The organism is Streptomyces sp. NPDC031225 (assembly GCF_055570355.1).
On the sequence record NZ_JBVIHJ010000005.1, the window covers coordinates 21,806 to 47,172 of the forward strand.

Consider the following 25,367-nt stretch of genomic DNA (forward strand, 5'->3'; position numbering starts at 1 on the left):
CCAGCGGGGCCCGCGCGATGCGGGAGATGCTATCGCTGGAAACCGCTAACTCAATACACTTAGAGTAATCGGTGTTTAAATTATGGTGAGGTTGTGGAGCGGCCCGAGGGGCCGTTCACCCCTCCGGCACGAAGTACGGCAGTGCGATCTCGTCGGTGAGGGTGCGGAAGTCCACGCGCACGCGCATCCCGATGGTCACGCCGTCGGGGTCTTCGGCGTCCACGTGCGACAGGAGGGTGCCCCCGTCGTCGAGGTCGATCACGGCCAGCGCGAAGGGGGTGTCGAAGCCGGGTCCCGGCGCGCGGTGCACAACGGTCACCGAGTAGACGCTCCCCCGGCCCGCGCTGGGCGCGTACGCCCAGTCCCGCGTCATACAGCCGGGGCAGGCCGGTTCGGGAACGAAGAAGCGCAGCCCGCAGGAGGGGCACTGCGGGACGACCAGTTCGCCGCGCCGGGCGGCCTCCCAGAACGGCCGGGACAGCTCGGTGGGGACGGGGACGGGCCTGCTCATCGCATCCTCCCGAGGACGCTCATCTCGTAGTGCTGGGCTCCCGAGCCGGCGTTCCCGACCACCGCCAGCTCCGCGCGCTCGACCTGGTGCACCGCCGTGCCGCGCAACTGCCGTACGGCTTCCACGACTTTGAGGGTCATCTGCTGTGTCCCGTTCCAGGCGTACGACAGACAGCCGCCGTCCGGGTTGACGGGATGCTTGCCGCCGACGGCGATGGCCCCGCTCGCGGCGAGCGGCCCACCCTCCCCCTCCCCACACAGTCCGAGGATCTCCAACTGCCTGATGATCTCGAAGGAGTTGGGGTCGTACAGCGAGAAGACGTCCACGTCGTGCGGGCTCACTTGGGCCATCGCATAGGCGCGGGTGGCGGCGTCCCGGCCGAGCCCGCCGACCTCCCGGTGCAGCGCCGGGTTGGCGTACGCGGCCTGGTGGTACTCCATGCCCCCGCCGAGGACGGCCACGGGCGGGTGCGGCAGGTCGCGGGCGCGTTCGGCGGTGGTCACGACGAGCGCGGCGCCGCCCTCGCCGACGATGCAGCAGTCCAGCAGATGGAAGGGGGTCGCGACCATGCGGGAGGCGAGGACGTCGGCGGCGGTGTACGGGCCACGGCCGTACATCATCGCCTCCGGGTTGGTGGTGCCGTTGTTGCGGATGGTGGCGGCGACCTCCGCGAGCTGACGGGGAGTCGTCCCGTACTCGTGCATGTGCCGTGCCGCCACCAGCGCGAACTGGGCGACGACATAACTGCCCCACACGTCCGCGAACTCCAGCGCCACACCGGCCCCCACGGGACCCGCCCCCCGCGAGACCAGCTTGCAGCCGCCGACCACGACGGTGTCCGCGAACCCGGCCCGGACGGCAGCCGCCGCCTTCAGCAGGCCGCGCGAGCCCGCGTTGTCGAGCATCGAGTCGCTGGTCCAGCGCAGGTCCCGGCCCAGCATGCGCGCCCAGGAGCTGCCCTCGCCGGGCACGCCGCCCGGGCCGGGCCAGTCGACCTGGGCGCCGTCCACGTCGTCGGGTGTCAGCCCGGCGTCCGCGATGGCGCCGCTCACCGCTTCCAGCGCGAGGTCCATGGCGTCCCGGTCCGGGAGGGACAGGGCCTGTTCGGTGGCGTGCACGCCGACGACGACCGGCAGACGGCGGTCCGCGGGGTTCATCGACCGGCGCCGAGCGTGTCGCCGCCGGGGTAGCCGCCCCCGCCGAAGCGCTCGTCGAGCGCCTCGTAGTCCTTCGCGTAGTCCTTGGTGCGCGGCAGCGCCTCGACGAACTCCACCGTCTTCGGCTTCTTGTACGAGGCGATCCGCGCCCGGCAGTGCTCGATGACGTCGGCCGCGGTGACCGGATCGGCGTCGGGGCGCAGTACGACGACCGCCTTGACGTCCTGCGCCCAGCGCTCGTTGGGCACGCCGATCACGGCGGCCTCCCTGACCGCGGGGTGCGCTTCGATGCAGTTCTCGACCTCGGCGGGGAAGATGTTCTCGGCCGCCGACTTGAGCATGCGGGTCGTGGTCCCGAGGAAGCTGATCGTGCCGTCGCTCTCACGCCGGCCGAGGTCGGTGGTGTGCCACCAGCCGAAGCGGAAGCGCTCCTCGTTGGTCTCGGGCCGGTTCCAGTAGCCGAGGTGCACGAGGTCGCCGCGGACGCAGATCTCGCCGGCCACGCCCACCGCGCACTCCTCGCCGGTGCCGTCCAGGACGCGTACGGCGGTGAAGGGGCCGGGGCGTCCCGCGTTGCCGGTGCCCGCGCCGCCGTAGGCGCCGGTCACGGCGAAGCCGGTCACCTCGGTCTGCCCGTAGCCGCGGCCCTCGCCGCCGCCGTTGCGGGTGAAGCGGCTGGTGTCGGTGGGTACGGTGCCCTGCCACAGGGGGGCGGCGACGCTCGCCTTCAGGTGGGACAGGTCGTGTCCGGCCTCGCGGTTCAGTGCGACGAGCTGGGCGATGGTCGGCGGCATCAGATAGGCGTGGGTGCACTGTTCCGCCGCGAGCAGCGGGAGCAGTTCCTCGGCGACGACGCGGCGGACGATGACGTTCTTGCCGCCGTGGACGAAGGCCGGGACGCCCCAGAACTGGTAGTTGCCGATGTGGAACATCGGTCCGGCGCCGAGGAAGGCGGTCTCGGTGCCGATGTCCCCCATCCAGGCGGCGCTCGCGCCCATGGCGAGGAGGTTGCGGTGCGAGAGCATCGAGCCGGACTGCCGTCCGGAGATCGCCGCGGTGTAGATGACCAGCAGCGCGGAGTCGGGATCCACCTCGATGCCGGCCGCCGGGCCCTCGGGGGAGCCGGAGGCCAGGAAGGACTCGTACGAGTCGGGTTCCGCGGTGCTCTGCGTGTCGTGTTGCAGCCACAACGCCCGGTGGTCGGTGCCCAGTTCGGCCCGTGCCTTGCGTACGGTGTCGCCGATCTCCTCGTCCTGCCAGACCACGACCCGGGGGTCGAAGTCCTCGACGGCGAACGCCATTTCGGGGGCGGCCCAGCGCCAGTAGCCGGGGCAGACCATGGCGCCGATCTTCCCGGCGGCGCCGAGCAGCTCCCAGATGCGGAAGGAGTTCTGGCCCAGCCACAGGATGCGGTCGCCGGTGCCGACGCCCGCCTCGGTGAGGGCGTGGGCGAGCCGGTTGGTGCGCTCGTCGAGCTGCGGCCAGGTCAGCCGGGTGTCGCCGTCGACGAGGGCGACGCCGTCGGGGTAGGACCTGCGGTGCTCGCGGATGAGGTCGCCGAACGTCAGGCGGCGGGCGGAGTGCATGCTGTGGGCTCCAGAGGCTTCTCGAAGAATGCGTGAAGAGGGTGCGGCACCGTCAGACGCGGCCGACGCCGACGCCCTTGACGTGGATGAACTCCTCCAGTCCGGCCCGGCCGCCTTCCCGTCCGAAGCCGCTGATGCCGACGCCGCCGAAGGGCGTGGCGGGCGAAGTGATCGGGTTGGGGCCGGGGTTGACGTACACGGTGCCGGCCTTCAGTCGCGGAACCAGGCGGTTGACGCGGCCGATGTCGCGGGACTGGATGTAGGCGGACAGTCCGTACTCGGTGTCGTTGGCGAGGGCGACGGCCTCGTCCTCCGTGTCGAAGGGGGTGAGGGCGAGGACCGGGCCGAAGATCTCCCGCTGGGCGAGGTCGCTGCGGTTGTCGACGTCGGCGAAGACGGTCGGGGTGACGAACCAGCCGTCCGAGTCGATGGGTTCACCGCCGTGCACGAGTCGGCCGACACCGCCCTTGATTGCCTGGTCGATGGTGTTCCGGACCCGGTCGCGGGCTGCCCGGTCGATCAGCGGTCCGATGTAGGTCGTCGGGTCGAGCGGGTCGCCCACGGGCAGGTGGGCGACGACTCCGGCGACGCGTGCGACGACCTCGTCGTAGATCGGGCGCTCGACGAGCAGCCGGGTGGGCAGTGCGCAGCCCTGGCCGGTGTTGCTCATGGCGAAGGCCGCGCAGTACGGCACGACCGTGTCGAGGTCGGTGTCGGCGAAGAGCAGGTTGGCGGACTTGCCGCCCAGCTCGAACAGGACGGGCTTGAGGCTCTGGGCGGCACTCGCCATGATGCGGCGCGCGGTGGCGGGGCCGCCCGTGAAGGAGATCTTGTCGACGCCGGGGTGCGTCACCAGGGCCTCGCCCGCGTCGCCGAGTCCGGTGACGACGTTGATCACACCGTCGGGGATGCCCGCCTCGCGGGCCAGGTCGGCGAAGAGCAGGGCGGAGAACGGCGTGGACTCGGCCGGTTTGATGACCACGGTGTTGCCGGCGGCGAGCGAGGGCGGGACCTTCATCGCCAAAGACAGGGCGGGCGAGTTCCAGGTGATGATGTGCCCGATGACGCCGTACGGCTCGGCAAGGGTGTACTCGACGTTCTCGTGCGGGCTGTAGGCCGCGCCGACCAGGCCCTCGATCTTGTCCGCCCAGCCGGCGTAGTACTCGGTCCACTCGGCGACGTGGGGTCCGACGTTCTCGGCCCAGCCGCCGATGCAGACGCCGTTCTCCAGGGGGCAGATCGCCGCGAAGTCGGGGATGTGGTCGCGCAGCCGCCCTGCGAAGCGGGTGAGCAGGCGGCGGCGCTCGGCGGGCCGCATGGTGCCCCACACCTCGAAGGCCTGGCGGGCGGCGGCCACGGCCTGGTCCACCTCGGTGGGCCCGGCGAGCGGGATCAGGGCCTGGACGAGGCCGGTGGCGGGGTTGACGTGCTCGTAGAGCCCGCCGCTCGGGTCGTGGAGGTCCTTGCCCCCGATGACGAGCCGGGGGCGCGGCAGGTCCCGCTCGGCCCGATCCTGGTGCAGCTTCACGTCGACCGTGACCACGGTGCCTCCTGGAGCCCGGTGCCCTCACATCCGTACAGCTTAAATAGATAACCTATTTAGCCGAACCAATCAATGGCGAACGTCCGCCGTCCTTCAGAGCCCCAGTGACCGTCCGACGATCTCCTGCATGATCTCCGAGGTGCCGCCGAACACCCGCTGCACCCGGCTGTCCCGCCAGATGCGGGCGATCTCGTACTCGTTGACATAGCCGTAGCCGCCGAAGAGCTGCATGCAGCGGTCGATGACCGCCCAGCCGGTCTCCGTGGTCCAGTACTTGGCGGCGGCGGCCTCCTCGGGCGTCAGCTGGCCCTCGACCAGGGCCATGATGCAGCCGTCCAGATAGACCCGGGCGACGCCCAGCTTGGCCTTGATGTCGGCGAGGGCGAACCGGTTGGCCTGGAACCCGCCGATGGCCCGGCCGAAGGCGGTGCGGTCCTTGGCGTACTCCAGCGCGCAGCCGAAGGCCCGCTCGGCGGAGGCGAGGGCGGCGACCGCGATGGCGAGCCGCTCGGTGGGGAGGTTGCCCATCATGTGGTAGAAACCGCGCCCCTCCTGCCCGAGCAGGTTCTCGGCGGGGACGCGGACCTCACGGAAGAAGAGTTCCGCGGTGTCCTGGGCCTTCATGCCGACCTTGTCGAGCTTGCGGCCGCGCTCGAAGCCCTCGGTGCCGCGTTCGACGACGATCAGACTGATGCCCTTGTGCCCGGCGTCCGGGTCGGTCTTGCAGGCGACGATGACCAGGTCGGCGAGGATGCCGTTGGTGATGAAGGTCTTGGAGCCGTCGATCACCCACTCGCCGCCGTCCCTGCGGGCGGTCGTGCGGATGCCCTTGAGGTCGGATCCGGCGGCCGGCTCGGACAGCGCGAGTGCGCAGATCGTCTCGCCGCTGATCACACCCGGCAGCCAACGGGCCTTCTGCTGCGGGGTGGTGAGCTTCATCAGATACGGCGGGATGACGTCGTTCTGCAGACCGAGGCCGATGCCGACCGCGCCCGTGGCCGCCATCTCCTCGGCCATGATCGCGTTGTAGCGGAAGTCCCGGATGCCCTGGCCGCCGTACTCCTCGGGGAACTCCCAGCCGATGAGTCCGGCCTTGCCCGCGGCCGCCCACGCGGCGCGGCTGACCTGCCCCTCGCGCTCCCACTCCTCGCTGTGCGGGACACATTCCCGCAGGTAGTAGGTGCGGGCGGTCTCACGGAACAGGTCGTGCTCCTCGGTGAAGATCGTACGGCGCATCCTCGGCTCCACTCCTGCATCCCACATGGTCTGCATCTCGCTTATTCAGCTGAAGTAGTTATACGATAGCGCTGTTTCTGGACCTGGGCGAGGGAGGACGCGTGAGCGTACGGGACAAGGTGGCACTGGTCACCGGAGCGGGACGGGGCATCGGCGAGGCGATCGCCGACGCGCTGGCCGCCGCCGGAGCCTCGGTCGCCGTCTGTGACGTGGACGCGGAGGCAGCGGGGAAGGTCGCGGCCGGGCTTGCCGAGCGGCACGGGGTGCGGGCGCTCGGAGTCGGCGCGGACATCTGCGACGGGGCGGCCGTACGCGCGGCCGTCGAGCGGGTGGGCGCCGAACTCGGCCCGGTGGACGTGCTGGTCAACAACGCGGCCGTCGACGTCATCGGCCGGTTCGTCGACAGCGACGAGGAGACCTGGGACCGGATCATCGCCGTCAACCTGCGGGGGACGATCACGGTGACGCGGGCGGTGCTCGACCCTATGATCGAGCGCGGCGGCGGCCGGATCGTCCACATCGCCTCCGACGCGGGCCGGGTCGGCTCGTCCGGCGAGGTCGTGTACTCCGCGACGAAGGGCGGCGTCATCGCCTTCGGCAAGGCCCTCGCCCGCGAGGTCGCCCGGTACGGCATCACCGTCAACAGCGTCTGCCCCGGGCCGACCGACACCGCGCTGCTCGGGCAGGTCGCCGAGTACAGCCAGAAGATGTACGACGCGACCGTGCGGGCCATCCCGCTGCGCCGCGTCGCCCAGCCCGCCGAGATCGCCGGCGTGGTGGCCTTCCTCGCGTCCGACGACGCCGCCTACGTGACCGGGCAGACGCTCTCGGTCAGCGGCGGCCTGACGATGGTGTGAGGTGAGTTCCGTGTTGCGTGTCGAACTCCGCGACCAGATCGCCGTGTTGACCCTCGACCGGCCGGAACGGCTCAACGCCGTCGGCACCGGGACCGTGGACCGGCTCACGCAGGCCCTGAACGACCTCCGCGACAACGACGACGTACGCGCCGTGGTGCTGGCCGGAGCGGGCCGGGCCTTCTCGGCGGGCGCCGACATCGGGGAGATCGAGTCGTGCACGGCACCCGGGCAGTTCCGGGCATTCGTGGGGCGCCTGACGGAGGCGTACGCGCTCCTGGAGGACTTCCCGAAGCCCTCGGTCGCAGCCCTCCACGGGTTCGCCTTCGGCGGCGGTCTGGAGCTGGCGCTCGCCTGCGACCTGCGGGTCGCGGAGCGCGGCACCCGGCTCGGCCTGCCCGAGATGAAGCTGGGCGTCCTGCCGGGCGCGGGCGGTACCCAGCGGCTCCCGCGCCTGCTGCCACCGGCGGTCGCCAAGCAGATGATCCTCACCGGCGAGCCGATCGACGCGGAACGTGCCTGGCAGCTCGGGCTCGTCAACGAACTGGCCGAAACCGGAGGAGCCCTCGCCGCCGCCGAGAAGCTGGCCGCGGGCCTGGCCGCGGGGGCACCGCTCGCGCTCGCGGCGGGCAAGCGGCTGATCGACCACGGACTCGGCATGGACCTCACGACGGCGATCGCCTACGAGCGGGAGACCGTCACGGTGCTGTTCTCCACCGAGGACCGGGCCGAGGGGCTCAAGGCCTTCCGGGAACGCCGCGCGGGCGAGTTCCGCGGCGTGTAGCGAACCGTCCCCGACAGATGTGGAGGTGGGCCGTGCGGCCTTTGGAAGGCGTTTCCGTCGTGGAACTGGGCATGTGGGTGGCTGCTCCGGCCGCGGCCACCATGCTGGCCGACTGGGGTGCGGACGTGATCAAGGTGGAGGCGCCCACCGGCGACCCGAACCGGTACACGCTCAAGCACGTCGGCCAGGACATCGACAGCGAGCCGCCGTTCGAGACGGACAACCGCGGCAAGCGCGGAATCGTCCTCGACCTGCGCTCGCCGGACGGCAAGGACGTACTGGAACGGCTGCTGGCACGCGCCGACGTCTTCGTCACCAACCTCCGCCCCGGCGCGCTGGAGCGGCTGGGGCTGGCCCCCGACGACCTGCGCGCCCGCCATCCCCGTCTCGTCGTCGGCACGTTGACGGGATACGGCTGGACGGGCGAGGAGCGCGACCGCGCCGGGTACGACGTGTCGGCCTTCTGGGCCCGCCCCGGCATCGCGGGCATGCTCAACCCGGCCGGGGAGCCACCACCCGGTATCCGCCCGGGACTCGGCGACCGCACCGCCGCCTCCAACCTGGTGGCGGGAGTGCTGGCCGCCCTGCTGCGCCGCGAACGCACCGGCGAGGGCGGCGTGGTGGACGTGTCGCTGCTGCGGTCCGGGACCTACGCCAACGGCAACGACCTCGCGCTGCAGAACTTCTTCGGCAAGCGCGGCCGTACCCGGCACCGCAGCGAGCACGAGTCCCCCCTCTACAACTCCTACCGGGCCGCCGACGACCGCTGGTTCTGGCTGGTGGGCCTGGAGGGCCACCGGCACTGGCCGGGTGTGATCAAGGCGCTGGGCCGCCCGGACCTGGAGACGGACGAACGGTTCGCGACCGGCAAGGCCCGGCGCGGCCACGTACGCGAACTGATCGCCGTGTTCGACGAGGAGTTCGGACGGCTGCCGCTGGATCGGTGGGCGGCGCGGTTCGACGCCGAGGGCGTGTGGTGGGCGCCCGTGCAGACCCTGGCGGAAGTGGCCGCCGATCCACAGGCGGAGGCCGTGGGCGCGTTCGTCGAGCAGCCCGGTATGGGCGAGGGGCCGCCGCTGCGGACGGTGGCCACGCCGGTGAGTTTCTGGGGTGTGGACGACAAGCCGCGCACCGGTGCGCCGACGCTCGGCGAACACACCGACGACGTACTGCGCGAACTCAACTGACCCGACATATCTGCTTGGAGGTACGGCGTGGGCATCCTCGACGACAAGGTCGCCATCGTGACCGGCGGCGGCAGGGGGCTCGGCCGGGCACACTGCCTGGCCCTGGCCGAGGCCGGCGCGACCGTGGTCGTGAACGATCTCGGTGCGGGCGTGCACGGCGAGCGGACCGGGGACTCCCCCGCCGACGACGTGGTCGCGGAGATCACCAAGCTCGGCGGCCGGGCGGTCGCCAACCACGCGTCGGTGACGGACTGGACGGCGACCGAGGCCATGGTCGCCGACACGGTCGCGGAGTTCGGCCGGCTCGACATCATCGTCAACAACGCCGGCATCGTGCGCGACCGCATGCTGTTCTCGATGACCGAGGCCGAGTTCGACGCCGTGATCGAGGTGCATCTGAAAGGCACCTTCGCGCTGACCCGGCACGCGTGCGCGTACTGGCGGGAGGCGTCGAAGCGGGGTGAGCGGGTCACCGGCCGCGTCATCAACACGACGTCCGGGACCGGGCTGTTCGGCAACCAGGGCCAGTCCAACTACGGTGCCGCAAAAGCGGGGATCGCCGGGCTCACCGTCCTGACCGCGCTGGAGATGCGCAAGTACGGCGTCACCGCGAACGCCGTCTCGCCGATCGCGGCCACCCGGATGACGGACGGGCTGTCCGTCGGTGAATCCCTCCAGGCCACCGGCGACTTCGACCCTCGCGATCCCGCCAACGCCTCCGGTGTCGTCGTCTACCTGGCCTCCGACAGTGCGGCCTGGCTGACCGGCCAGGTCCTGCGCATCGAGGGCAACCGGCTGAACCGGCTCCAGGGCTGGACGGTCGCCGCGGTCCACCCCAGCGAGTCCGGTAAGGCCCTCACCTACGACGAACTCGTCGACGCCGTACCGCAGTTGTACGGTGTCGCTCCCGCGGGCCGGGCCACCGGAGCGGGCCAGTGACGGGGCGTGGACATGAGGGTCGGGGACATGACGTCGCCGCCCTGGTCCTGCGCGCGACGCTCGGCCCGATGCTCTTCGCCCACGGCTGGAACAAGGTCGCCGGGCCGGGCGGAATCAAGGGCACCACGGGCTGGTTCGAGGCGCTCGGCCTCAGACCGGCCGAGGTCCACGCCCGTATGGCCGCCGGGACCGAAATGGCAGCCGGTGCCGGCATCGCCCTGGGCGCGGCGGGCCCCCTCCCGGCAGCGGCGGCCGTCGGTCTCATGGCCGTGGCCGCCCGGACCGACCACCGGGGCAAGGGGTTCTTCGTCTTCAAGGGCGGCTGGGAGTACGCCGGTGTCGTGGGCGGAGCCGCCGTCGCCCTGGCGGCACTCGGCCACGGCCGCTACTCGCTCGACGGACTGCTGCGACGCCAACAGGCAGGCCCGGGGCCTGCGTTGCTGGCCGCCGGTCTTGGCGCGGTGAGCGCGGCGGCACTGCTGGCCGCGTGCTACAGACCGGCGCGGCAGCCGGACGAGACCCCCACACAGACACAGACAGATCAGTGAAGGCAAGAGGGAGTCGACATGGACGCGGCTGACTTCAGCGCGGTGCTGTCCGAGGTCCGGCGTTTCGTCCGGGACCGCGTCGTGCCGCTCGAAGCGGAGATCGACGAGAAGGACGAGATGCCCGCGGACATCCGCGAGGCGGCGAAGAAGATGGGCCTGTTCGGCTTCGCACTGCCCGAGGAGTACGGCGGTCTGGGTCTGTCGATGTACGAAGAGGCCCAGCTGATGTTCGAGCTGGGGTACACCACCCCGTCGTTGCGTTCCATGTTCGGGACGAACAACGGCATCGCCGGGCACGTCCTGATGGTCGGCGGCACCGAGGAGCAGAAGGCTCAGTGGCTGCCGAGGATCGCCTCGGGTGACGTCCTGGCGTCGTTCGCGCTCACCGAGCCCGACGCCGGGTCCGACCCGTCGACCCTCACCACGCGTGCCCGGCTCGACGGCGACACGTGGGTGATCAACGGCGCCAAGCGGTACATCACCAACGCCCCGCTCGCCGACGTCTTCATGGTCTTCGCCCGCACCGACCCCGACGCCCCCCGCACCCGGGGCATCTCCACCTTCCTGGTCCCGGCGGACACCCCGGGCCTGACCGTGGCGCCCAAGGACCACAAGATGGGCCAGTTCGGCGCCTGGACGGCGGACGTGTACTTCGACGACGTACGCGTACCGGCCTCCGCGCTGGTCGGCGGCGAGGCCGGGCTCAACCGCGGGTTCCCCACGGCGATGGGCTGCATCGCGCACGGACGCGTCCACATCTCCGCGCTGATGGTCGGCATGGCCGAGCGCCTGGTCGACGAGTCGGTCGCCTACGCGAGCACCCGCAAGCAGTCCGGGAAGCTCATCGGCTCCTTCCAGCTCGTGCAGGGCCTCATCGCCGACTCGCAGACCGACTACTACGCCGGCCGCGCCACGGTCCTGGAGGCCGCGCGCGCCTTCGACGCCGGGACGGACACCAAGATCGGGCCGTCCTGCACGAAGTACTTCGCCAGCGAGATGGTCTGGCGGGTCGCGGACCGCGCGGTGCAGGTCCACGGCGGGGCGGGCTACATGCGCGGAGTCGCCGTCGAGCGCTTCTACCGTGACGCCCGGCTGTTCCGGATCTACGAGGGCACCAGCCAGGTCCAGCAGGTCATCATCGCGAAGGCGCTGCTCGGCGAGGCGGCGCGCGGCTGACGGACACGGACACGCACGCGTCACAGAGGAAGGCCCCGGGGTGAACCCGGGGCCTTCTCGTCGTCGTGTTCGTCAGATCCCGAGCCGGTCCAGCAGTCGCTCGTGGTAGACGGCCGGTCCCCCGAACAGCAGTTGCGAGGACTTGGCGCGCCGGAAGTACAGATGGGCCGGGTGTTCCCAGGTGAAGCCGATGCCGCCGTGGACCTGGATGTTCTCCATCGCCGCGACCATGTACGCCCGTGAGCAGCACGCGTGGGCCACGGCTGCGGCGACCGGGAAGTCCGTTGCCCCCTCCTCGGCCAGCCGGGCCGCCTCCCGGGCGGACGCCTCCGCGAGTTCCACCTGGACGAGCATGTCGGCGCACTTGTGCTTGACGGCCTGGAAGGAGCCGATGGGCCGCCCGAACTGGTACCGGGTGCGGGCGTAGTCGGCGCTCATGTCCAGGCACCTGCGGGCCCCGCCCGCCTGTTCGGCGGCCAGCCCGACCGAGGCCATGTCGAGGACCCTGGCCATGATGCGGCCGCCCGCTCCTTCCCCGCCCACGGGTGTCGCGGCCACCGAGTCGAACGTCAGCCGGGCCATCGCCCGGGTGGCGTCCAGGGTCTCCATCGCCACGGCCGCCACGCCGGGGGCCGTCCGGTCCACCGCGAAGAGCGAAGGACCGGCGACGGTTCGCGCGACGACGAGGATCAGGTCGGCCGTCGTTCCGTCGATGACGAAGCACTTGCGGCCGCTCAGCCTCCAGCCGCCGTCGCCGTCGGGCACGGCGCGCGCGGAGATCAGGGCGGGGTCCCAGGAGCCGCTGTCCTCGGCGACGGCGAGCGTGGCCGTGGTGCGCCCGGACGCGATGGCGGGCAGATGGTGTGCGCAGGCCTCGCTGTCCCCGGAGGCCAGCAGGGCCTGGGCCGCGAGCACGACCGTGGCGAAGAAGGGCGAGCACAGCAGGGCGCGGCCCATCTCCTCCATGACGACGCCGAGTTCGACCGGACCGAAGCCGTCGCCGCCGTACTCCTCCGGGATCACCAGACCCGGCAGCCTCAGTTGGTCGGCGGCCTGCGCCCACACGTCGAGGTCGAAGCGCGGCTCGCTCTCCATGAGCTTGCGCACGGCTTCCTCGGGAGACTTGGCCTCCAGGAACTCCCGTACGGACGCGCGGAGTTCCCGCAGCTCGCTCTCTTCGGCGGTCACGACCGCACCTCCTTGGCCGCTGCGGTCACCGGTTCCCTGGGCAGGCCGAGGACGCGTTCCGCGAGGATGTTCTTCATGATCTCCTCGGTGCCGCCGAGGATGCGCAACGCCGGTGTGGCCAGCAGGAGTTCGGACCAGGCGTAGGTGCCCCACTGCCCGGTGTCGGCGATGATCCGCGGGCCGAGGCAGTCGGACACGAAGTGCGCGGCACGGGTGAGGTTCTGGCCGTACATCAGCTTGGACACGGACCTCTCGGGGCCCGGCGCGATCCCCGCCCGCAGGGTGCGCCGGGCGCGGTCGTTGAGGTACCCGGTGGCCATGGCGTCCACGAGGAGTTCCGCGAGCCGGCCGCGCAGGGCCCGGTCGTCCCAGGTCCAGGTGGCGCGCATGAGCGCCGAGAGGTGTTCCGGGGACAGCGCGGCGGCCACCGGTCCCGCTCCCTCGCTTCCGACGGTGTTGCGCTCGTTCATCAGGGTGGTCAGGGCGACCGTCCAGCCGCCGTCGACCTCGCCGAGGCGGTGGTCGTCGGGGATGCGGACGTCGGTGAGGAAGACCTCGTTGAAGTCGGCGCCGCCGGTCATCTGCCGCAGTGGCCGGACCTCGACGCCGGGGGCGTCCATGGGGACCAGAAAGGCGGTGATCCCGCGGTGCTTCGGCGCGTCGGGGTTCGTGCGGGTCAGCGCGATGCCGATCTCGCTGTGCTGGGCGACCGACGTCCACACCTTCTGCCCGTTGAGCACCCAGTCCTCGCCCTCGCGGACGGCCCGGGTCGCCACGCTCGCCAGGTCGGATCCGGCACCGGGCTCGCTGAACAGCTGGCAGGCGATGGCGTCCCCGCGGTACATCGCGGGCAGCCAGCGTTCCTTGATGTGGGGCCTGGCGTGGGTGAGGATCGTCGGCCCGATCATGCCGAGGCCCACCACGCCGAGCACTCCGGTGTCGGGGACGGCGTACTCGGACTCGACGGCGTCGTAGAGCAGGTCGTGGACCGGGGTCAGGCCCCGGCCGCCGTACTCGGGCGGGCCGGTGATCCAGCCGAAGCCGTTCTCGTGACGGGTCCGCTGCCATGCGCGCGCACGGCGTACCTCCTCCGCCTCCTCCTCGGGCGGGAGGCTGCTGAAGTAGGCCATCGAGTCGTCGCCCACGCCCCAGGTGACGGCGGCACGGTCGGGGGCCTTCGTCGCGTGGGCGTCGAGGAAGCGGCGTGCTTCGGCGGCGAAGTCCTGCATGTCCTGAGAGTTGTGGGGTTGCATCGCGTTCGCTCCGCTGTCAGGTGGAGAGGATCGTCACCGCCGACGCGCCCGGCGCGCCGTACAGGTGGGTGTAGCCGACGCGGGGCGTGCCGGGGATCTGCCGGGCCCCGGCCGTTCCACGCAGCTGGAGGACGATCTCGTGGATCTGCCGCAGCCCGGAGGCGCCGATGGGTTCGCCGTTGCCGAGCAGTCCGCCGTCGGTGTTGACCGGGAGCCGGCCGCCGATCCCGGTGGCGCCCTCGGCGATGAGGCGTTCCTGTTCACCGTCCTTGCAGAGGCCGTTCTCGGCCATGTGGATGATCTCGGATCCGGCGTCGGTGTCCTGGAGCTGGGCGACGTCGACGTCCTCGGGTCCGATGCCGGCCAGCTCGTAGGCGGCCCGGGAGGCGTCCACGGTCGGGCTCTCGACGACCTCCCCGACGGGGAACGACGGGCTCTGCACCTCGAACGCGCCGAGCCTGCGGCTGCGCAGTGCGGTGGAGCGGACGCGGACGGGTGTGGGGGTGTACTTGTGGGCCTGGTCGGCGCGGCACAGCACGATGGCGGCGGCGCCCTCGTTCGGACCGCAGTACATGAACTGCCGCAGGGGGTAGTTGAGGACCGGGGAAGCGAGAACTTCCTCCGGGGTGAGGGGAGTTCGGCGCCACGCCTTCTCGTTCATGGCCGCGTTGCCGAAGTTCTTCGAGGCCACCCGGGCGAGCGTCTCGTGGGAGATGCCGTGCTCGTGCATATAGCGGTTGATCTTCATGCCGAAGAAGTGGGTGGTGAGGAACAGCCCGGTCTGCCCGTACCAGGAGGGGATGCCCGCCACGGACGGGTCGGCGGCGAAGGCCCCGCGCGGGTGTTTGTCCAGGCCGATCGCGATGGTGAGGTCGTGCTCACCGGTCTCGATGGCGCGGGCGGCGAGCGCGATGGCCGTACCGGCCGTCGCGCAGCCGTTGAAGACCCCGCGCAGCGGGACTCCGGTCAGGCCGAGCCGGCCCACGATCGCATCGGGGTTGGCGACCTCGTAGCTGCCGATGTAACCGCCTTGGATCTGCGGCCACTTCACGCCCGCGTCGGCGAGTGCGAGCCGCACCGCGTCCGCACCCATGTCCAGTGCCGGCTTCCCGGGGAACCGCCCGAAGGGGTGGAGTCCCACGCCGATGATGGCGGCCTCGGTCATGCTGTCGTCTCCTGCGACTCGGCGGATTCCTCGTCCGGGGTGAACGCGAACGTGACGACTTCGGTGCCGTCGTCCCGCACGGTGTAGGGCACGAGCGTCAGCCGCATGGCCTGGCCGATGCGCAGCCTGCGCGGGTCGGGTTCGGTGAGGCGGCCCTCCACCAGCAGTTCGCCGGGGAGTTCGACGTACCCGACGGCGTAGGGCTCGAAGGCCTCGGGGCCGTCGTAGGGCGGGGACGGCGGGCGGAAGTCCTGGGTCGTGTACGTCCACAGCGTCCCGCGGTCCGCGAGGAGCCGTTGCCTGGACTCCGTGCTCGCGCACCGTACGCAGTCGGGGGCGGCCGGGAAGCTCACCAGGCCGCAGTCCGCGCACTCGGAGCCGATGAGCCGGGTGGGACGGTCCGCGGCGGGCGGCCAGGTGAACAGGCCTTCGGCGACCGGCTGTCGGGGCTGTGCCACGTCTGTCGTCGTCATCTCAGGCCCCGTTCCGGTTGCCGAGGGCGTCGGCGTTCGGGGCCGCCTTGGCCACCAGGTTGGGGACGACGGAGGTCAGTTCCTCCGGTGTCCACCGGGTCTCGGCGCCCACGCCGGGGCCGTTGACCCAGCCCTCCAGCACGGTGATCCGGTTGCCGACGACGGCGAAGACCCGCCCGGTGACCTCGCGCGAGGCCGCCGAGCCCAGCCACACCACGAGGGGTGAGACGGCCTCCGGGGTGAGGTCCTGGCTCTCCGCGGCCCGCCGCATCATCTCGATGTCCTCGGTCAGCCGGGTGAGCGCGGTGGGTGCGATCGCGTTCACCGTCACGCCGTACCGGGCGAGTTCGGCCGCCGCGATGACGGTGAGGCTCGCGATGCCGGCCTTGGCCGAACCGTAGTTGGACTGTCCCGGGTTGCCGAAGATGCCGGACGGGGAGGTCGTGTTGATCACCCGGGCGTCACGGGCGTGGCCCGCCTTGGCGCACTCGCGCCAGTACGCGGCCGCGTGGTGCAGGGTGGCGAAGCTGCCCTTGAGGTGGACGCCGAGCACGCTGTCCCAGTCCTGCTCGGTCATCGACACGATCATCCGGTCGCGCAGGATGCCCGCGTTGTTGACCAGCACGTCGAGGCCGCCGTAGGTGTCCACGGCCTGCTGGACGAGTCGGGCCGCCCCGTCCCAGGTCGAGATGTCGTCCGTGTTGGCCACGGCCTCGCCGCCGGCCGCGACGATCTCGTCCACCACGGCCTGGGCGGGCCCGGTCGAGCCGCCCCCGCCGTCACGGGCGCCGCCCAGGTCGTTGACCACGACCTTGGCGCCGTGCGCGGCGAACGCCAGGGCGTGTGCCCTGCCGATGCCGTTGCCTGCACCGGTGACGACCACGACACGGCCGTCGACCACTCCTTCGGACATCCTCAACTCCTCGCTCATGAACGCTGGCCGGCCTCGTCGAACAGGACCCTCGGGTCGTCGCTGCCGCAGGCGCACCGCCCGGTGACGACACGCCCGGCGACACCGAGAGGTGTCTCGGACAGCGGCGAGGCACGCCCCTCCCCCGCCGCGACGGACAGCTGCCCGTCCCGCTCCCCGACCCGCCATTCGGCGGCGTTGACGTGCGCGCCGCTCCGCTCGGGGCACTCCACGGCGAGAGCCGGTCCCAGGGGCGAGAGCACACAGGCGGACACGCCCACGGCACGCAGTACCGGTACGGCGGCGGGCCGGGCCAGGACGACGGACATCGGCCGGAGCATCTCGCCGACGTCGGTGGCTCCTGCGAGCCCCTCCAGGGTCTCGACGGACAGGCCGATCACGGCGTGCGGGCGCAGTTCGCGGTGGAAGACCGAGGTACGGCGGTGGTCCCAGCCCATCGCCTCGGCGATGCCGTACGTCACCTTCAGCTCGCGCAGGGCGCCGATCGCCGCGTGTCCCCAGAAGCCCTCGAAACCGGACATGGTCAGCAGCGCCCGCTGCCCGGCGGTCAGGCCGTGCTCGCGCAGGCGTGCGGTGAACCAGTCGGTGTCCCGGGCGAGTTCGGCCCAGGTCAGTTCGGTGTCCCGGGTGCCGGAGGCGGTGGGGAAGCGCACGAGGTAGGCGAGTTCGGGGCGGTCGAGTGTCCTGGCCCGGGCCAGGGTGTCGGCGCGGGCCATCAGCTCTTCACCACCCGGGGGAACTTGGCGACGCTGGTCATGGTCTTCAACAGGTCCTCCTCGGTGCGCAGGTCGAGCACCGGATCGACTCCGGTCCGGGTGCGCACGGCCTCGCCCAGCCGTCCGGCCAGGGCGCCGACGTCGCCGGTGAGTGCGGGGTCGTAGCCGACGCGCAGCCGCAGTTCGTCGACCTCGCGGCGGTCCCGGACGATCTGGAACACCCCGGCCACCGTCTCGGGCTGCTCCTCCACGGCCTGCCAGATGTCGCGCAGGACCACGGAACGCCCCTGGACCAGCGTCTCGTCGCCGCGCCGTCCCGCCACCCACATCCGGGCGTGGGTACGGCCGCAGCCGCATGTCTCGCCGGACAGGCGGACCAGGTCCTCGCTGCGGTAACGGATCAGCGGTGCGGCCCGGTTGTCCAGGTCGGTGGCGACCAGTTCGCCGAGGTCGCCCTCGGGGACGTCGCGCCAGCCGTCCTCGCTCACCTCCACGCACTCCGCGAAGACGGTGTCCTCCCACAGGTGGAAGCCGTCGTGCTCCCGGCACTCCCAGGCGGTGCCGGTGTCGGCGGCGCTGGTGTACTCGTAGACGTCGATGCCCCAGTCGTCGCGGATCCGCTCGCGCATCTTGCGGCTGAGGGGCTGCCCGGCGCAGGAGGCACCCTTGAGGGAGGAGAAGGCCTCCTTCAGGTCCGTCTTCTCCGCCAGGTGCTCCAGCTCCACCATCTGCGGATACATCATCTGCAGATAGGCGGGCCGGTAGGTGCGCAGCGCCTCGACGACCTCGTGCATCTTCCCCATCCAGGTGTCGACCTCGATCACCACGGCGCCCAGCGCCTGGTAGCCAGGGTCCATCAGGTTGCGGAAGGTGCCGGGCGGGCTCAGCACCCGGTCGCCGGGCCTGAGACCCAGCTCCCACAGGTCACGCACCTGCGCGGTCACCAGCGGCGGGGCGTCCTGCCAGATCTCGGCGAAGAACTCCGGGTCGCCCGTGGTGCCCGAACTGGAGGAGACCGAGGTCAGCTCCTCGACCGGGACACACAGCAGACCACCGAAGGGGTCCCCGGTGCGGGCCCGGTAGGCGCGCACCAGGTCCTTGGTCATGAACGGCACGCGCTCCCGGAAGTCCTCCAGCGAGCGGATGTCGCGCGGATGGACCCCGTGCTCGTCCCAGAGTTCACGGTAGAAGGCCGAGTTGGCGTAGGCGTACTCGACGAGCTCCAGGATCTGCTTCTCCTGCCCCGCCCGCAGTTGCTCGCGGGGCATGGTCTCCACGTCGGGCTCGAAGTACCTGTCAGCGGTGTCCCTGTCACCGACCATGGCGCCTCCTCGCGGCTCAGTGCCCAGATCTTCCAGCTATCAGCTCAATCAGTCAACCAATTCGCCGGATTCAAACCCAAGCCCGGCCCCGCACCCCCCGCGTCCGGGTCGATCCTCCACCCGGACCGCCTTCCCTTTGGCCACCGAAACAACTAAAATCGCTAACTGATTACATCCATTGGCCCGAAGGAGCGTCATGTCGAAGATCTGGGTCAACTCGGGGGACTCCCATGTGATGGAACCCGCCGATGTGTGGACCGAGAGGCTGCCGGCCCGGCTCGGCGCCCGGGCTCCGCGCAGCGAGCGCGGCGAGAAGTACGAGATGCTCTACATCGACGGCGAGCGCATCGACCGCCAGCTCGGCGACTTCATGGACGCCATGCGCCCGCCGGGTGCCTGGGATCTGAAGGTCCGGCTCAAGGACCTCGACCAGGAGGGTGTGTGGAGCCAGCTGGCCTTCCCCTCCATGGGGTTCTGGCTCGTGTCGATCACCGACCGGGAGCTCGCCCGGGAGACCGTCCGGGCGTGGAACGACTGGGCGTACGACGAGATCCTGAGCAAGAACAAGCGGGTCATCACCACCGCCTGCCTCTCGACCGCCGACATCGACGACGCGGTCGCCGAGCTGGAGCGGGCCGCCGAGATGGGCTTCCAGGCGGTCTTCCTGCCGTGCTCGACACGGCCGGGCGAGGAGTACGCCCTCGACCGCTGGGAGCCCCTGTGGACCGCCGCCGAGCGAGCGGGCATCGTGCTCGCCTTCCACATCGGCACCGGCGGTGAGAACGTCGTCTTCCGCGGGCCCGGCGGCGCGGTCGTCAACTACATGGAGACCACCTACCCGGGCATGCGTGTGGTCTCCCACCTGGTCGCGGGCGGTGCCCTCGACCGGCACCCGGACCTGAGGATCCTGATCGCGGAGGGCGGCGCGGGCTGGGTGCCGGCCATCGGCGACCGGATGGACGAGGCGTACCGCCAGCACGGCATGTTCGTCCGGCCCAAGCTGAGCCGGCTGCCCAGCGAGATCATCCGCCGGCAGGTGTACGCGTCCTTCCAGCACGACAAGAGCTCCGTGGAGATCGTCGAGTCGACCGGCTACCGCAACGTGATGTGGGGCGACGACTACCCCCACCTGGAAGGCACCTACGGCCACACCCAGTCCACGCTGCACGACCTGTTCGACGGCGTGCCTGACGACATCCGCGAGCGCGTCACGCGCGGCACCTTCAACGAGCTGTTCAAGCTGCCCGAACAGACTCCCCAGGAGGCGGCCGTCTGAGCGGCGGCGGAACACCGTGACCACTCCCCCCTACCCCGAGGACCTGGAGCGGCCCGGGCTCGTCAGGACCGGGCGGTCGACCTTCCTCAGGCCCATCCGGCCCGAGGACGCCGACCGTCTGGTCGCCTTCGTGGGCAGCCTGTCGCGAGCCACCCTGGCCTACCGCTCCCTCGGCCCGGTGACCCGGCTGCGCGACGACGTCATCCGGCGCGGCGCGCACGTGGACTACCTCAACGAGCTGGCGCTCGTCGCCCTGGCCGGCGAGGAGATCGCGGGCGTGGTCCGCTATGTCCGCGACCCCGACGAACCGGAGCACGCCGAGGTCACGTTCACCATCCGGGACGACCACCAGAGCGAGGGCTTCGGCCGGCTGCTGCTCGAACACATCGCCGCCGCCGCACGCGCCCGGGGCATCCGGGTGCTGGAGGCCGACGTCCTCGCCGACAACACCCGGATGATCAACGTGTTCCTCGGTTCCGGCTACCGCGTCGAGAGCGGTCCACCGGGCCAGATCATCCACTTCGAGATCGCCATCGACCCGCAGACCCTGGCCGTCGCCCGGGCCGAGCGCCGCGAGCACACCGCCGTACGGCGCTCCCTGCGGCCCCTGCTCGAACCCCGGGCGGTCGCCGTGATCGGCGCCAACCGCAGCCCGCTGACTATCGGGCACGAGATCGTGGCCAACCTGCTGCGGGGCGGCTTCGGCGGCAGCGTGTTCCCGGTCAACCCGCAGGCCGAACGGATCGCGGGACTCCCGGCGTACGGAAGCGTCCGGGAGCTTCCCGAGCCGCCGGACCTGGCGCTCGTGGCGGTGCGGGCCGAGTCCGTGCCCGAGGCCGTACGCGAGTGTGCCGAGGCGGGAGTCAAGGCGGTGGTCGTGGTCTCGACAGGCTTCGGGGAGACCGGGGCCGACGGACGGGCGACCGAGCTGGAACTGGCCCGTTTCGCGCGTGCCTCCGGCATGCGGCTGGTCGGCCCGAACTGCATGGGCGTCGTCAACACCACCCCCCAGGCGCGGCTGGCCGCGACCTTCTCGCCCGCCCTGCCGACGCCCGGCCGGGTCGCGATGTCCAGTCAGTCCGGGCCGCTCGGTCTCGCCGTGCTCGACTACGCCCGGCGCCTCAGGCTCGGCTTCTCCGGGTTCGTGTCCGTGGGACACGCCGTGGACGTGTCCACCAACGACCTCCTGCAGTGGTGGGAGGAGGACCCGGGAACCTCGGTGATCCTGCTGCACGTCGAGACCTTCGGCAATCCGCGCCGGTTCGCCCGCGTGGCCCGCAGGATCGCGCCCCGCAAGCCGATCGTCGCGGTCCACCCGGGCCCCGCCGACTCGGCGGTGAGTTCGCTGTTCGCCCAGTCGGGGGTGATCCGCACCCGCAGCCTGCAGGAACTGTTCGACGTGGCCCTGCTGCTCGCCCACCAGCCTCCCCCGCCCGGCGACCGGGTCGCCGTGATCACCAACGCGGGCGGTCCCGCCGCCCTGACGGTCGGGGCCTGCGCGGCGAGCGGACTGCGCGTGCCCGCACTCGGCGAGCACACCCGCCGGGCACTCCGCTCGGCCCTCGCGCCGAGGGCCGAGGTCTCCAACCCGATCGACCTGACCCCGACGGCCACCGCAGCCCACTACCGGCAGGCACTGGACGCGGTCCTGGCCGACGACGGCATCGACGCGGCCGTCGTGCTGTTCATGCCGCCGCTGGCGGACAAGGCCGACGAGGTGGCGTCGGCGATCCTCGACGCGGCCGCGGCCCGGCCCGAGAAACCGGTGGTGGCCAGCTTCCTGGGCGGTGCGGGCGTCGCCGACCTCCTGCACCGCGGCGACCTTGTGGTGCCGACGTACACGTTCCCGGAGGCGGCGGCCGCCTCGCTCGGGCAGGCCGCGGCGTACCAGGCCTGGCGCAGTACCCCGGCCGGTGTGGTGCCCGACCTGCCGGGAATCGACGCCGAGCGCGCCCGCGCGCTGCTGGCCGGACGCTCTCCCGGCTCGGTTTCCGAGCGGTTCGCCGCCGAGTTGCTCGCCGCGTACGGAATCGCCGTACGGGACACGGGGCCGGGCCCCGGCCCGGACGCCTTCCTCTCCGTCAGCGCCGACCCGGTCTTCGGTCCTGTGGTCGCCTTCGGCCTGGCCGGGGACTACGCCGACCTCATGGCGGACGTCGCGTACCGGGTCACCCCGCTCACCGACCGCGACGCGCGCGAGATGGTCCGCTCGCTGCGGGCGACGCCTCTGCTGGAGAGCCGGGGCGTGGAGTTCGCGGCCCTGGAGGAGACCGTCCTGAGGCTCTCGGCGATGGTCGAGGACCTTCCCGAGATCGAGGCGCTGGAACTGCGCCCGGTACGGCTGCGGCCGGCCGGGGACGACATGTCAGCCGCCGGAGCCGGCGTGGCCGTCGCGCACGCGACGATCCGGCTCACGGCGGCCGGAACAGGAGGAACGGTCACATGAAGGTCGGCATCTACTTCGACATGCGCAACCCGCCGCCGTGGCGGCAGAGTTGGTCGCGCCTGTACGGCTTCACCCTGGAGATGTGCGAGGAGGCGGACCGGCTGGGCCTGGACTCGGTCTGGTTCTCCGAACACCACGGCTTCGAGGACGGGTACCTTCCCCAGCCGCTCACCCTGGCGGCCGCGGCGGCCGCCCGGACCCGCCGGGTGCGCCTGGGCACGGCGGTCGTCCCGGCCCCGCTGCACGCGGCCCCCGAGCTCGCCGAGCAGGCCGCGATCGTCGACATCATCAGCGACGGCCGCCTCGACCTCGGCCTCGGCACCGGTTATCGCGTCCCCGAGTACCGGCTCTTCGGCGCCGACCTCGCCAAGCGCTACACCACGACCGATCAGCGGGTACGGGAGATCCGCGGCCTGTGGGCCGAGTCCCTGGTCACACCCGGCCCGGTCCAGGACCCGCTGCCGATCTGGCTCGGTTACCAGGGCCCGCAGGGCGCCCGGCGGGCCGGCCGGCTCGGCACGGGACTGCTCTCGCTCAACCCGGCACTGCTGACGCCGTACCGTGACGGGCTCGCCGAGAGCGGGTACGACATGTCGACGGCCCGTATGCAGGGCTCGTTCACGACGTTCGTGACGGAGGACCCCGAGGGCGACTGGCCGGTGGTGCGCAAGCACCTGGCGTACCAGTGGGACAGCTACCGCCGTTACATGGTGGAGGGCACCGACCAGCCGCTGCCCCGCCCCATCGATCCCGAGAAGTGGCGGGAGACAGGGCTGAACGCGACCGGCGTCGGCCAGTTCCTGTACGGGACACCGCAGGACGTCGCCGAGGCCATCACGGCGTACGTGGCAGGGTTGCCGGTGGAGGGCGTGTTCCTGTGGGCGTCGCTGGCCGGGATGCCCGAGGAGATCGTCGCCCGCCAGGTCCAGCTCATCGCCGGGAAGCTGCGTCCGCTGCTTGCCGATGTCTGACACGAGGAGTTCCAGCATGTCGAGCACGGTGCCCGGGTCCGGGCCATGGGCCGGGGCGGATTTCCAGGAGCCGCCCCGCACACCCGGCGGGGTGGCGCTGTGCGGGGCGTGCCGGGCCGCCGGTTCCTGCCGGCTCGGCGTGCGGCACGAGCGGCTCGACGACGACGGCACGGCGTGCTTCGAACTGGCCTGCCCGCGGGACCAGGAGGGCGGGCCCGAGGTGGCGCACGGCGGCTGGACGGCGGCCGTGCTGGACGACTGCCTCGGCCATCTTCCGCTGCTGCACCGGGTGTTGAGCGTGACGGCGGAACTGACCGTCAGCTTCGTCAAGCCGGTGCCGGTGGAACATCCGCTGGAGGTCCGGGCCCGGGTAGAGCGGCGCGAGGGGTCCCGCTGGTACATCGCGGGCGAGATGGTGCTGCTGCCGACACGCGCCGTGCTGGCCCGGGCGTCGGGGATCTGGGTGACCCGCGACCGGGGCCACTTCGCTCGGCACGAGGAGTGGCTCGCCGGTCAACGCGCCGACGCGGAAGGTCAGTAGGAGCGCAGCCCCATGCTGCGGGCGATGCCGTTGCGCTGGATCTGGCTCGTGCCTCCGGAGATGGTCGCCACGATCGACTCCCGGTACCGGAAGCTCATCACGCTCTCGGTGGAGAAGCCGTGTCCCGCGAGGACCTGCATGCCGAGCCGGGCGGCCGCCACATAGGTCTCCGACCCCTTCAGCTTGGCCATCGACCCCTCCCGCGTGCACGGCTTGCCCTGGGAGAGCAGCCAGGCCGCGCGGTAGGCGAGCAGACGGGCGGAGTCGATCTCGGTCTGGAGGTCGGCCATGGCGTGGGCGAGCGCCTGGAAGTTGCCGATCGGACGGCCGAAGGCGTGCCGGGTGCGGGCGTACTCCAGCATCTCGTCCAGGGTTGCCTGGGCGGCCCCGAGGTAACCGCCACTGATGATCACCTTCTCCAGTTCGATGTTGGAGAGCATGACCTTCCAGCCCTCGTCGCGCGGGCCGACCAGGTTCTCCTTCGGGACCAGGACGTCGTTGAAGAAGACCTCGTTGGTGCCCAGGATGTGCCGGGCCAGCGTCGGCGTCCGGCGCACCTCGACGCCCTGCGTCGTGGGGTCCACGAGCAGCAGACTGATGCCTCCGTGCTTGGGCTCGCGGGGCCCGGTGCGCACATATGTGGCGATGGTCGTGTCCGGCAGGCCGCCGCCCGTGCACCACGCCTTCTGACCGCGCACGAGGAAGTGATCACCGTGATCCTCGGCGGTGGTGCGCAACGCGGCGGCGTCGGACCCGCTGTCCGGCTCGCTGAGGCCGACGGCGAGCCGGTGGCGCCCCGTCATCACCTCCCGGCGGATGAAGTCACGCTGCGCCTCGGAGCCCCAGCGGAACACCGTGATCCCGGGGATGAGCACGCCGATGTAGCACATGGCGACGTCGAAACTGGCCCGCCCCAGTTCCTCGGCGATGAGGATGAGTTCGAGCGGCCCGCCGCCGTCGCCGCCCTCGTCCTCCCCGAACGGGAGGGAGAACCAGCCCAGCTGGGCCATGCCCCGGAACAGTTCGGGCGGTACGACACCGTCCTCGTCCCACTGCTTGGCCTTCTCGGCCGGACACACGTCGGCCACGAACTGCCGTGCCGTCGCGCGCAACAGGTCCTGCTCGTCGGTCAGCCCGAAGTCCACGGCCACTCCTCGCCACCACTAGGCTATTCATCTATCTAATTATTCTATGTTAGCTGATAGATGCGGAGTGGGTCGCGCTCACGACCGCGGCGATTTACGTCTCTCTTCAGCGCCCGCCGACGGACCGATCCGCTACACCTTCGATCCCAGCGGCCTCGGCGGCCTCAGCGGCGGAGAACCGGTCGAGGCGGGAGGGCCGGTACCGAAGTCGTCATTCGCGCACAGGACGGAGAACACTTCCGTCTCCATCTCAGCGGCGCCCCCGCCGACTCCTCCCGTCCCCTGGCCTCCGCCCCGCTCGGCTACACCGACGCCCGCTGACGGCTCTCATGACACAACTTCCATACAGAGTTCTCGGAGCAGGATCCCGGCCAGGCCAGCACGACCCGGCCATCGTCAGCCTGTTTCACGCCAACGCG

23 protein-coding genes are annotated in these 25,367 nt (G+C 71.4%); 10 read left to right on the forward strand and 13 right to left on the reverse strand.

Annotation, left to right across the window (positions count from 1 at the left end; all coding sequences use genetic code 11):
• Window positions 1–115 precede the first annotated feature (115 nt).
• The 5 genes from ACZ48Z_RS09680 to ACZ48Z_RS09700 form a co-directional block, all read right to left on the reverse strand.
• Window positions 116–511, reverse strand: a complete 396-nt coding sequence (locus ACZ48Z_RS09680) for a Zn-ribbon domain-containing OB-fold protein (RefSeq protein WP_468735269.1) — start codon at window positions 509–511, stop codon at window positions 116–118.
• Entirely contained in the window at window positions 508–1,668 is a 1,161-nt protein-coding gene (locus ACZ48Z_RS09685; RefSeq protein ID WP_468735270.1) for a thiolase family protein, read from the reverse strand. The genes ACZ48Z_RS09680 and ACZ48Z_RS09685 overlap by 4 nt, the downstream gene beginning before the upstream one ends.
• The gene (locus ACZ48Z_RS09690; RefSeq protein ID WP_468735271.1) at window positions 1,665–3,254 is read right to left on the reverse strand and encodes an AMP-binding protein; all 1,590 of its coding nucleotides are present in this window, start codon (window positions 3,252–3,254) and stop codon (window positions 1,665–1,667) included. The genes ACZ48Z_RS09685 and ACZ48Z_RS09690 overlap by 4 nt, the downstream gene beginning before the upstream one ends.
• 52 nt (window positions 3,255–3,306) lie before the next feature.
• Entirely contained in the window at window positions 3,307–4,797 is a 1,491-nt protein-coding gene (locus tag ACZ48Z_RS09695; RefSeq protein ID WP_468735272.1) for an aldehyde dehydrogenase family protein, read from the reverse strand.
• A 93-nt stretch (window positions 4,798–4,890) separates the two neighbouring features.
• Window positions 4,891–6,033, reverse strand: coding sequence for an acyl-CoA dehydrogenase family protein (locus ACZ48Z_RS09700; protein WP_468735273.1), 1,143 nt, complete (start codon window positions 6,031–6,033; stop codon window positions 4,891–4,893).
• A gap of 101 nt (window positions 6,034–6,134) precedes the next feature.
• Between ACZ48Z_RS09700 and ACZ48Z_RS09705 the strand changes: the two genes are divergently transcribed.
• From ACZ48Z_RS09705 to ACZ48Z_RS09730, 6 genes are read left to right on the forward strand one after another with little or no spacing between them, the layout of a single operon-like run.
• Window positions 6,135–6,890, forward strand: coding sequence for an SDR family NAD(P)-dependent oxidoreductase (locus ACZ48Z_RS09705; RefSeq protein ID WP_468735274.1), 756 nt, complete (start codon window positions 6,135–6,137; stop codon window positions 6,888–6,890).
• A 10-nt stretch (window positions 6,891–6,900) separates the two neighbouring features.
• Entirely contained in the window at window positions 6,901–7,671 is a 771-nt protein-coding gene (locus ACZ48Z_RS09710) for an enoyl-CoA hydratase/isomerase family protein (RefSeq protein WP_468735275.1), read from the forward strand.
• A 32-nt stretch (window positions 7,672–7,703) separates the two neighbouring features.
• Window positions 7,704–8,858, forward strand: a complete 1,155-nt coding sequence (locus ACZ48Z_RS09715; protein WP_468735276.1) for a CaiB/BaiF CoA transferase family protein — start codon at window positions 7,704–7,706, stop codon at window positions 8,856–8,858.
• Window positions 8,859–8,885: 27 nt separating this feature from the next.
• On the forward strand, window positions 8,886–9,797 hold the full coding sequence (locus tag ACZ48Z_RS09720; protein WP_468735277.1) for an SDR family NAD(P)-dependent oxidoreductase: 912 nt from the start codon (window positions 8,886–8,888) through the stop codon (window positions 9,795–9,797).
• The gene (locus tag ACZ48Z_RS09725; RefSeq protein ID WP_468735278.1) at window positions 9,794–10,345 is read left to right on the forward strand and encodes a DoxX family protein; all 552 of its coding nucleotides are present in this window, start codon (window positions 9,794–9,796) and stop codon (window positions 10,343–10,345) included. Before ACZ48Z_RS09720 ends, ACZ48Z_RS09725 begins: the two co-directional genes overlap by 4 nt.
• 18 nt (window positions 10,346–10,363) lie before the next feature.
• Window positions 10,364–11,521 (forward strand): acyl-CoA dehydrogenase family protein, encoded by a 1,158-nt coding sequence (locus ACZ48Z_RS09730; RefSeq protein WP_468735279.1) that lies wholly within the window; start codon window positions 10,364–10,366, stop codon window positions 11,519–11,521.
• Window positions 11,522–11,593: 72 nt separating this feature from the next.
• On the opposite strand, the gene ACZ48Z_RS09735 is transcribed toward ACZ48Z_RS09730, so the two are convergent.
• Genes ACZ48Z_RS09735 through ACZ48Z_RS09765 form a run of 7 tightly spaced genes read right to left on the reverse strand, consistent with a single transcriptional unit; the run spans window position 11,594 to window position 18,569 of the window.
• Window positions 11,594–12,709, reverse strand: coding sequence for an acyl-CoA dehydrogenase family protein (locus ACZ48Z_RS09735; protein WP_468735280.1), 1,116 nt, complete (start codon window positions 12,707–12,709; stop codon window positions 11,594–11,596).
• Window positions 12,706–13,938: an acyl-CoA dehydrogenase family protein gene (locus ACZ48Z_RS09740; RefSeq protein WP_468735281.1), complete on the reverse strand. Its 1,233-nt coding sequence runs from the start codon at window positions 13,936–13,938 to the stop codon at window positions 12,706–12,708. The genes ACZ48Z_RS09735 and ACZ48Z_RS09740 overlap by 4 nt, the downstream gene beginning before the upstream one ends.
• A gap of 40 nt (window positions 13,939–13,978) precedes the next feature.
• The gene (locus ACZ48Z_RS09745; RefSeq protein WP_468735282.1) at window positions 13,979–15,127 is read right to left on the reverse strand and encodes a thiolase family protein; all 1,149 of its coding nucleotides are present in this window, start codon (window positions 15,125–15,127) and stop codon (window positions 13,979–13,981) included.
• The gene (locus ACZ48Z_RS09750) at window positions 15,124–15,600 is read right to left on the reverse strand and encodes a Zn-ribbon domain-containing OB-fold protein (protein WP_468735283.1); all 477 of its coding nucleotides are present in this window, start codon (window positions 15,598–15,600) and stop codon (window positions 15,124–15,126) included. The genes ACZ48Z_RS09745 and ACZ48Z_RS09750 overlap by 4 nt, the downstream gene beginning before the upstream one ends.
• Before the next feature lies 1 nt (window position 15,601).
• On the reverse strand, window positions 15,602–16,513 hold the full coding sequence (locus ACZ48Z_RS09755) for an SDR family oxidoreductase (protein ID WP_468735284.1): 912 nt from the start codon (window positions 16,511–16,513) through the stop codon (window positions 15,602–15,604).
• Window positions 16,514–16,527: 14 nt separating this feature from the next.
• The gene (locus tag ACZ48Z_RS09760) at window positions 16,528–17,247 is read right to left on the reverse strand and encodes a hypothetical protein (protein ID WP_468735285.1); all 720 of its coding nucleotides are present in this window, start codon (window positions 17,245–17,247) and stop codon (window positions 16,528–16,530) included.
• Complete coding sequence (locus ACZ48Z_RS09765; protein WP_468735286.1) at window positions 17,247–18,569, reverse strand: phenylacetate--CoA ligase family protein; 1,323 nt, start codon at window positions 18,567–18,569, stop codon at window positions 17,247–17,249. The genes ACZ48Z_RS09760 and ACZ48Z_RS09765 overlap by 1 nt, the downstream gene beginning before the upstream one ends.
• A gap of 196 nt (window positions 18,570–18,765) precedes the next feature.
• Between ACZ48Z_RS09765 and ACZ48Z_RS09770 the strand changes: the two genes are divergently transcribed.
• The 4 genes from ACZ48Z_RS09770 to ACZ48Z_RS09785 are packed head-to-tail and all read left to right on the forward strand — an operon-like array spanning window position 18,766 to window position 23,803.
• Complete coding sequence (locus tag ACZ48Z_RS09770) at window positions 18,766–19,845, forward strand: amidohydrolase family protein (protein ID WP_468735287.1); 1,080 nt, start codon at window positions 18,766–18,768, stop codon at window positions 19,843–19,845.
• 16 nt (window positions 19,846–19,861) lie between these two features.
• Window positions 19,862–22,291, forward strand: coding sequence for a bifunctional acetate--CoA ligase family protein/GNAT family N-acetyltransferase (locus ACZ48Z_RS09775; RefSeq protein ID WP_468735288.1), 2,430 nt, complete (start codon window positions 19,862–19,864; stop codon window positions 22,289–22,291).
• Entirely contained in the window at window positions 22,288–23,262 is a 975-nt protein-coding gene (locus tag ACZ48Z_RS09780; RefSeq protein WP_468735289.1) for an LLM class flavin-dependent oxidoreductase, read from the forward strand. The genes ACZ48Z_RS09775 and ACZ48Z_RS09780 overlap by 4 nt, the downstream gene beginning before the upstream one ends.
• A gap of 16 nt (window positions 23,263–23,278) precedes the next feature.
• Complete coding sequence (locus ACZ48Z_RS09785; protein WP_468735290.1) at window positions 23,279–23,803, forward strand: PaaI family thioesterase; 525 nt, start codon at window positions 23,279–23,281, stop codon at window positions 23,801–23,803.
• Here the strand turns inward: ACZ48Z_RS09785 and ACZ48Z_RS09790 are convergent.
• A complete protein-coding gene (locus tag ACZ48Z_RS09790) occupies window positions 23,797–24,948 on the reverse strand; it encodes an acyl-CoA dehydrogenase family protein (RefSeq protein ID WP_468735291.1) in 1,152 nt (383 codons plus the stop codon). The two genes, ACZ48Z_RS09785 and ACZ48Z_RS09790, sit on opposite strands and share 7 nt — an antisense overlap.
• Window positions 24,949–25,367: the final 419 nt, after the last annotated feature.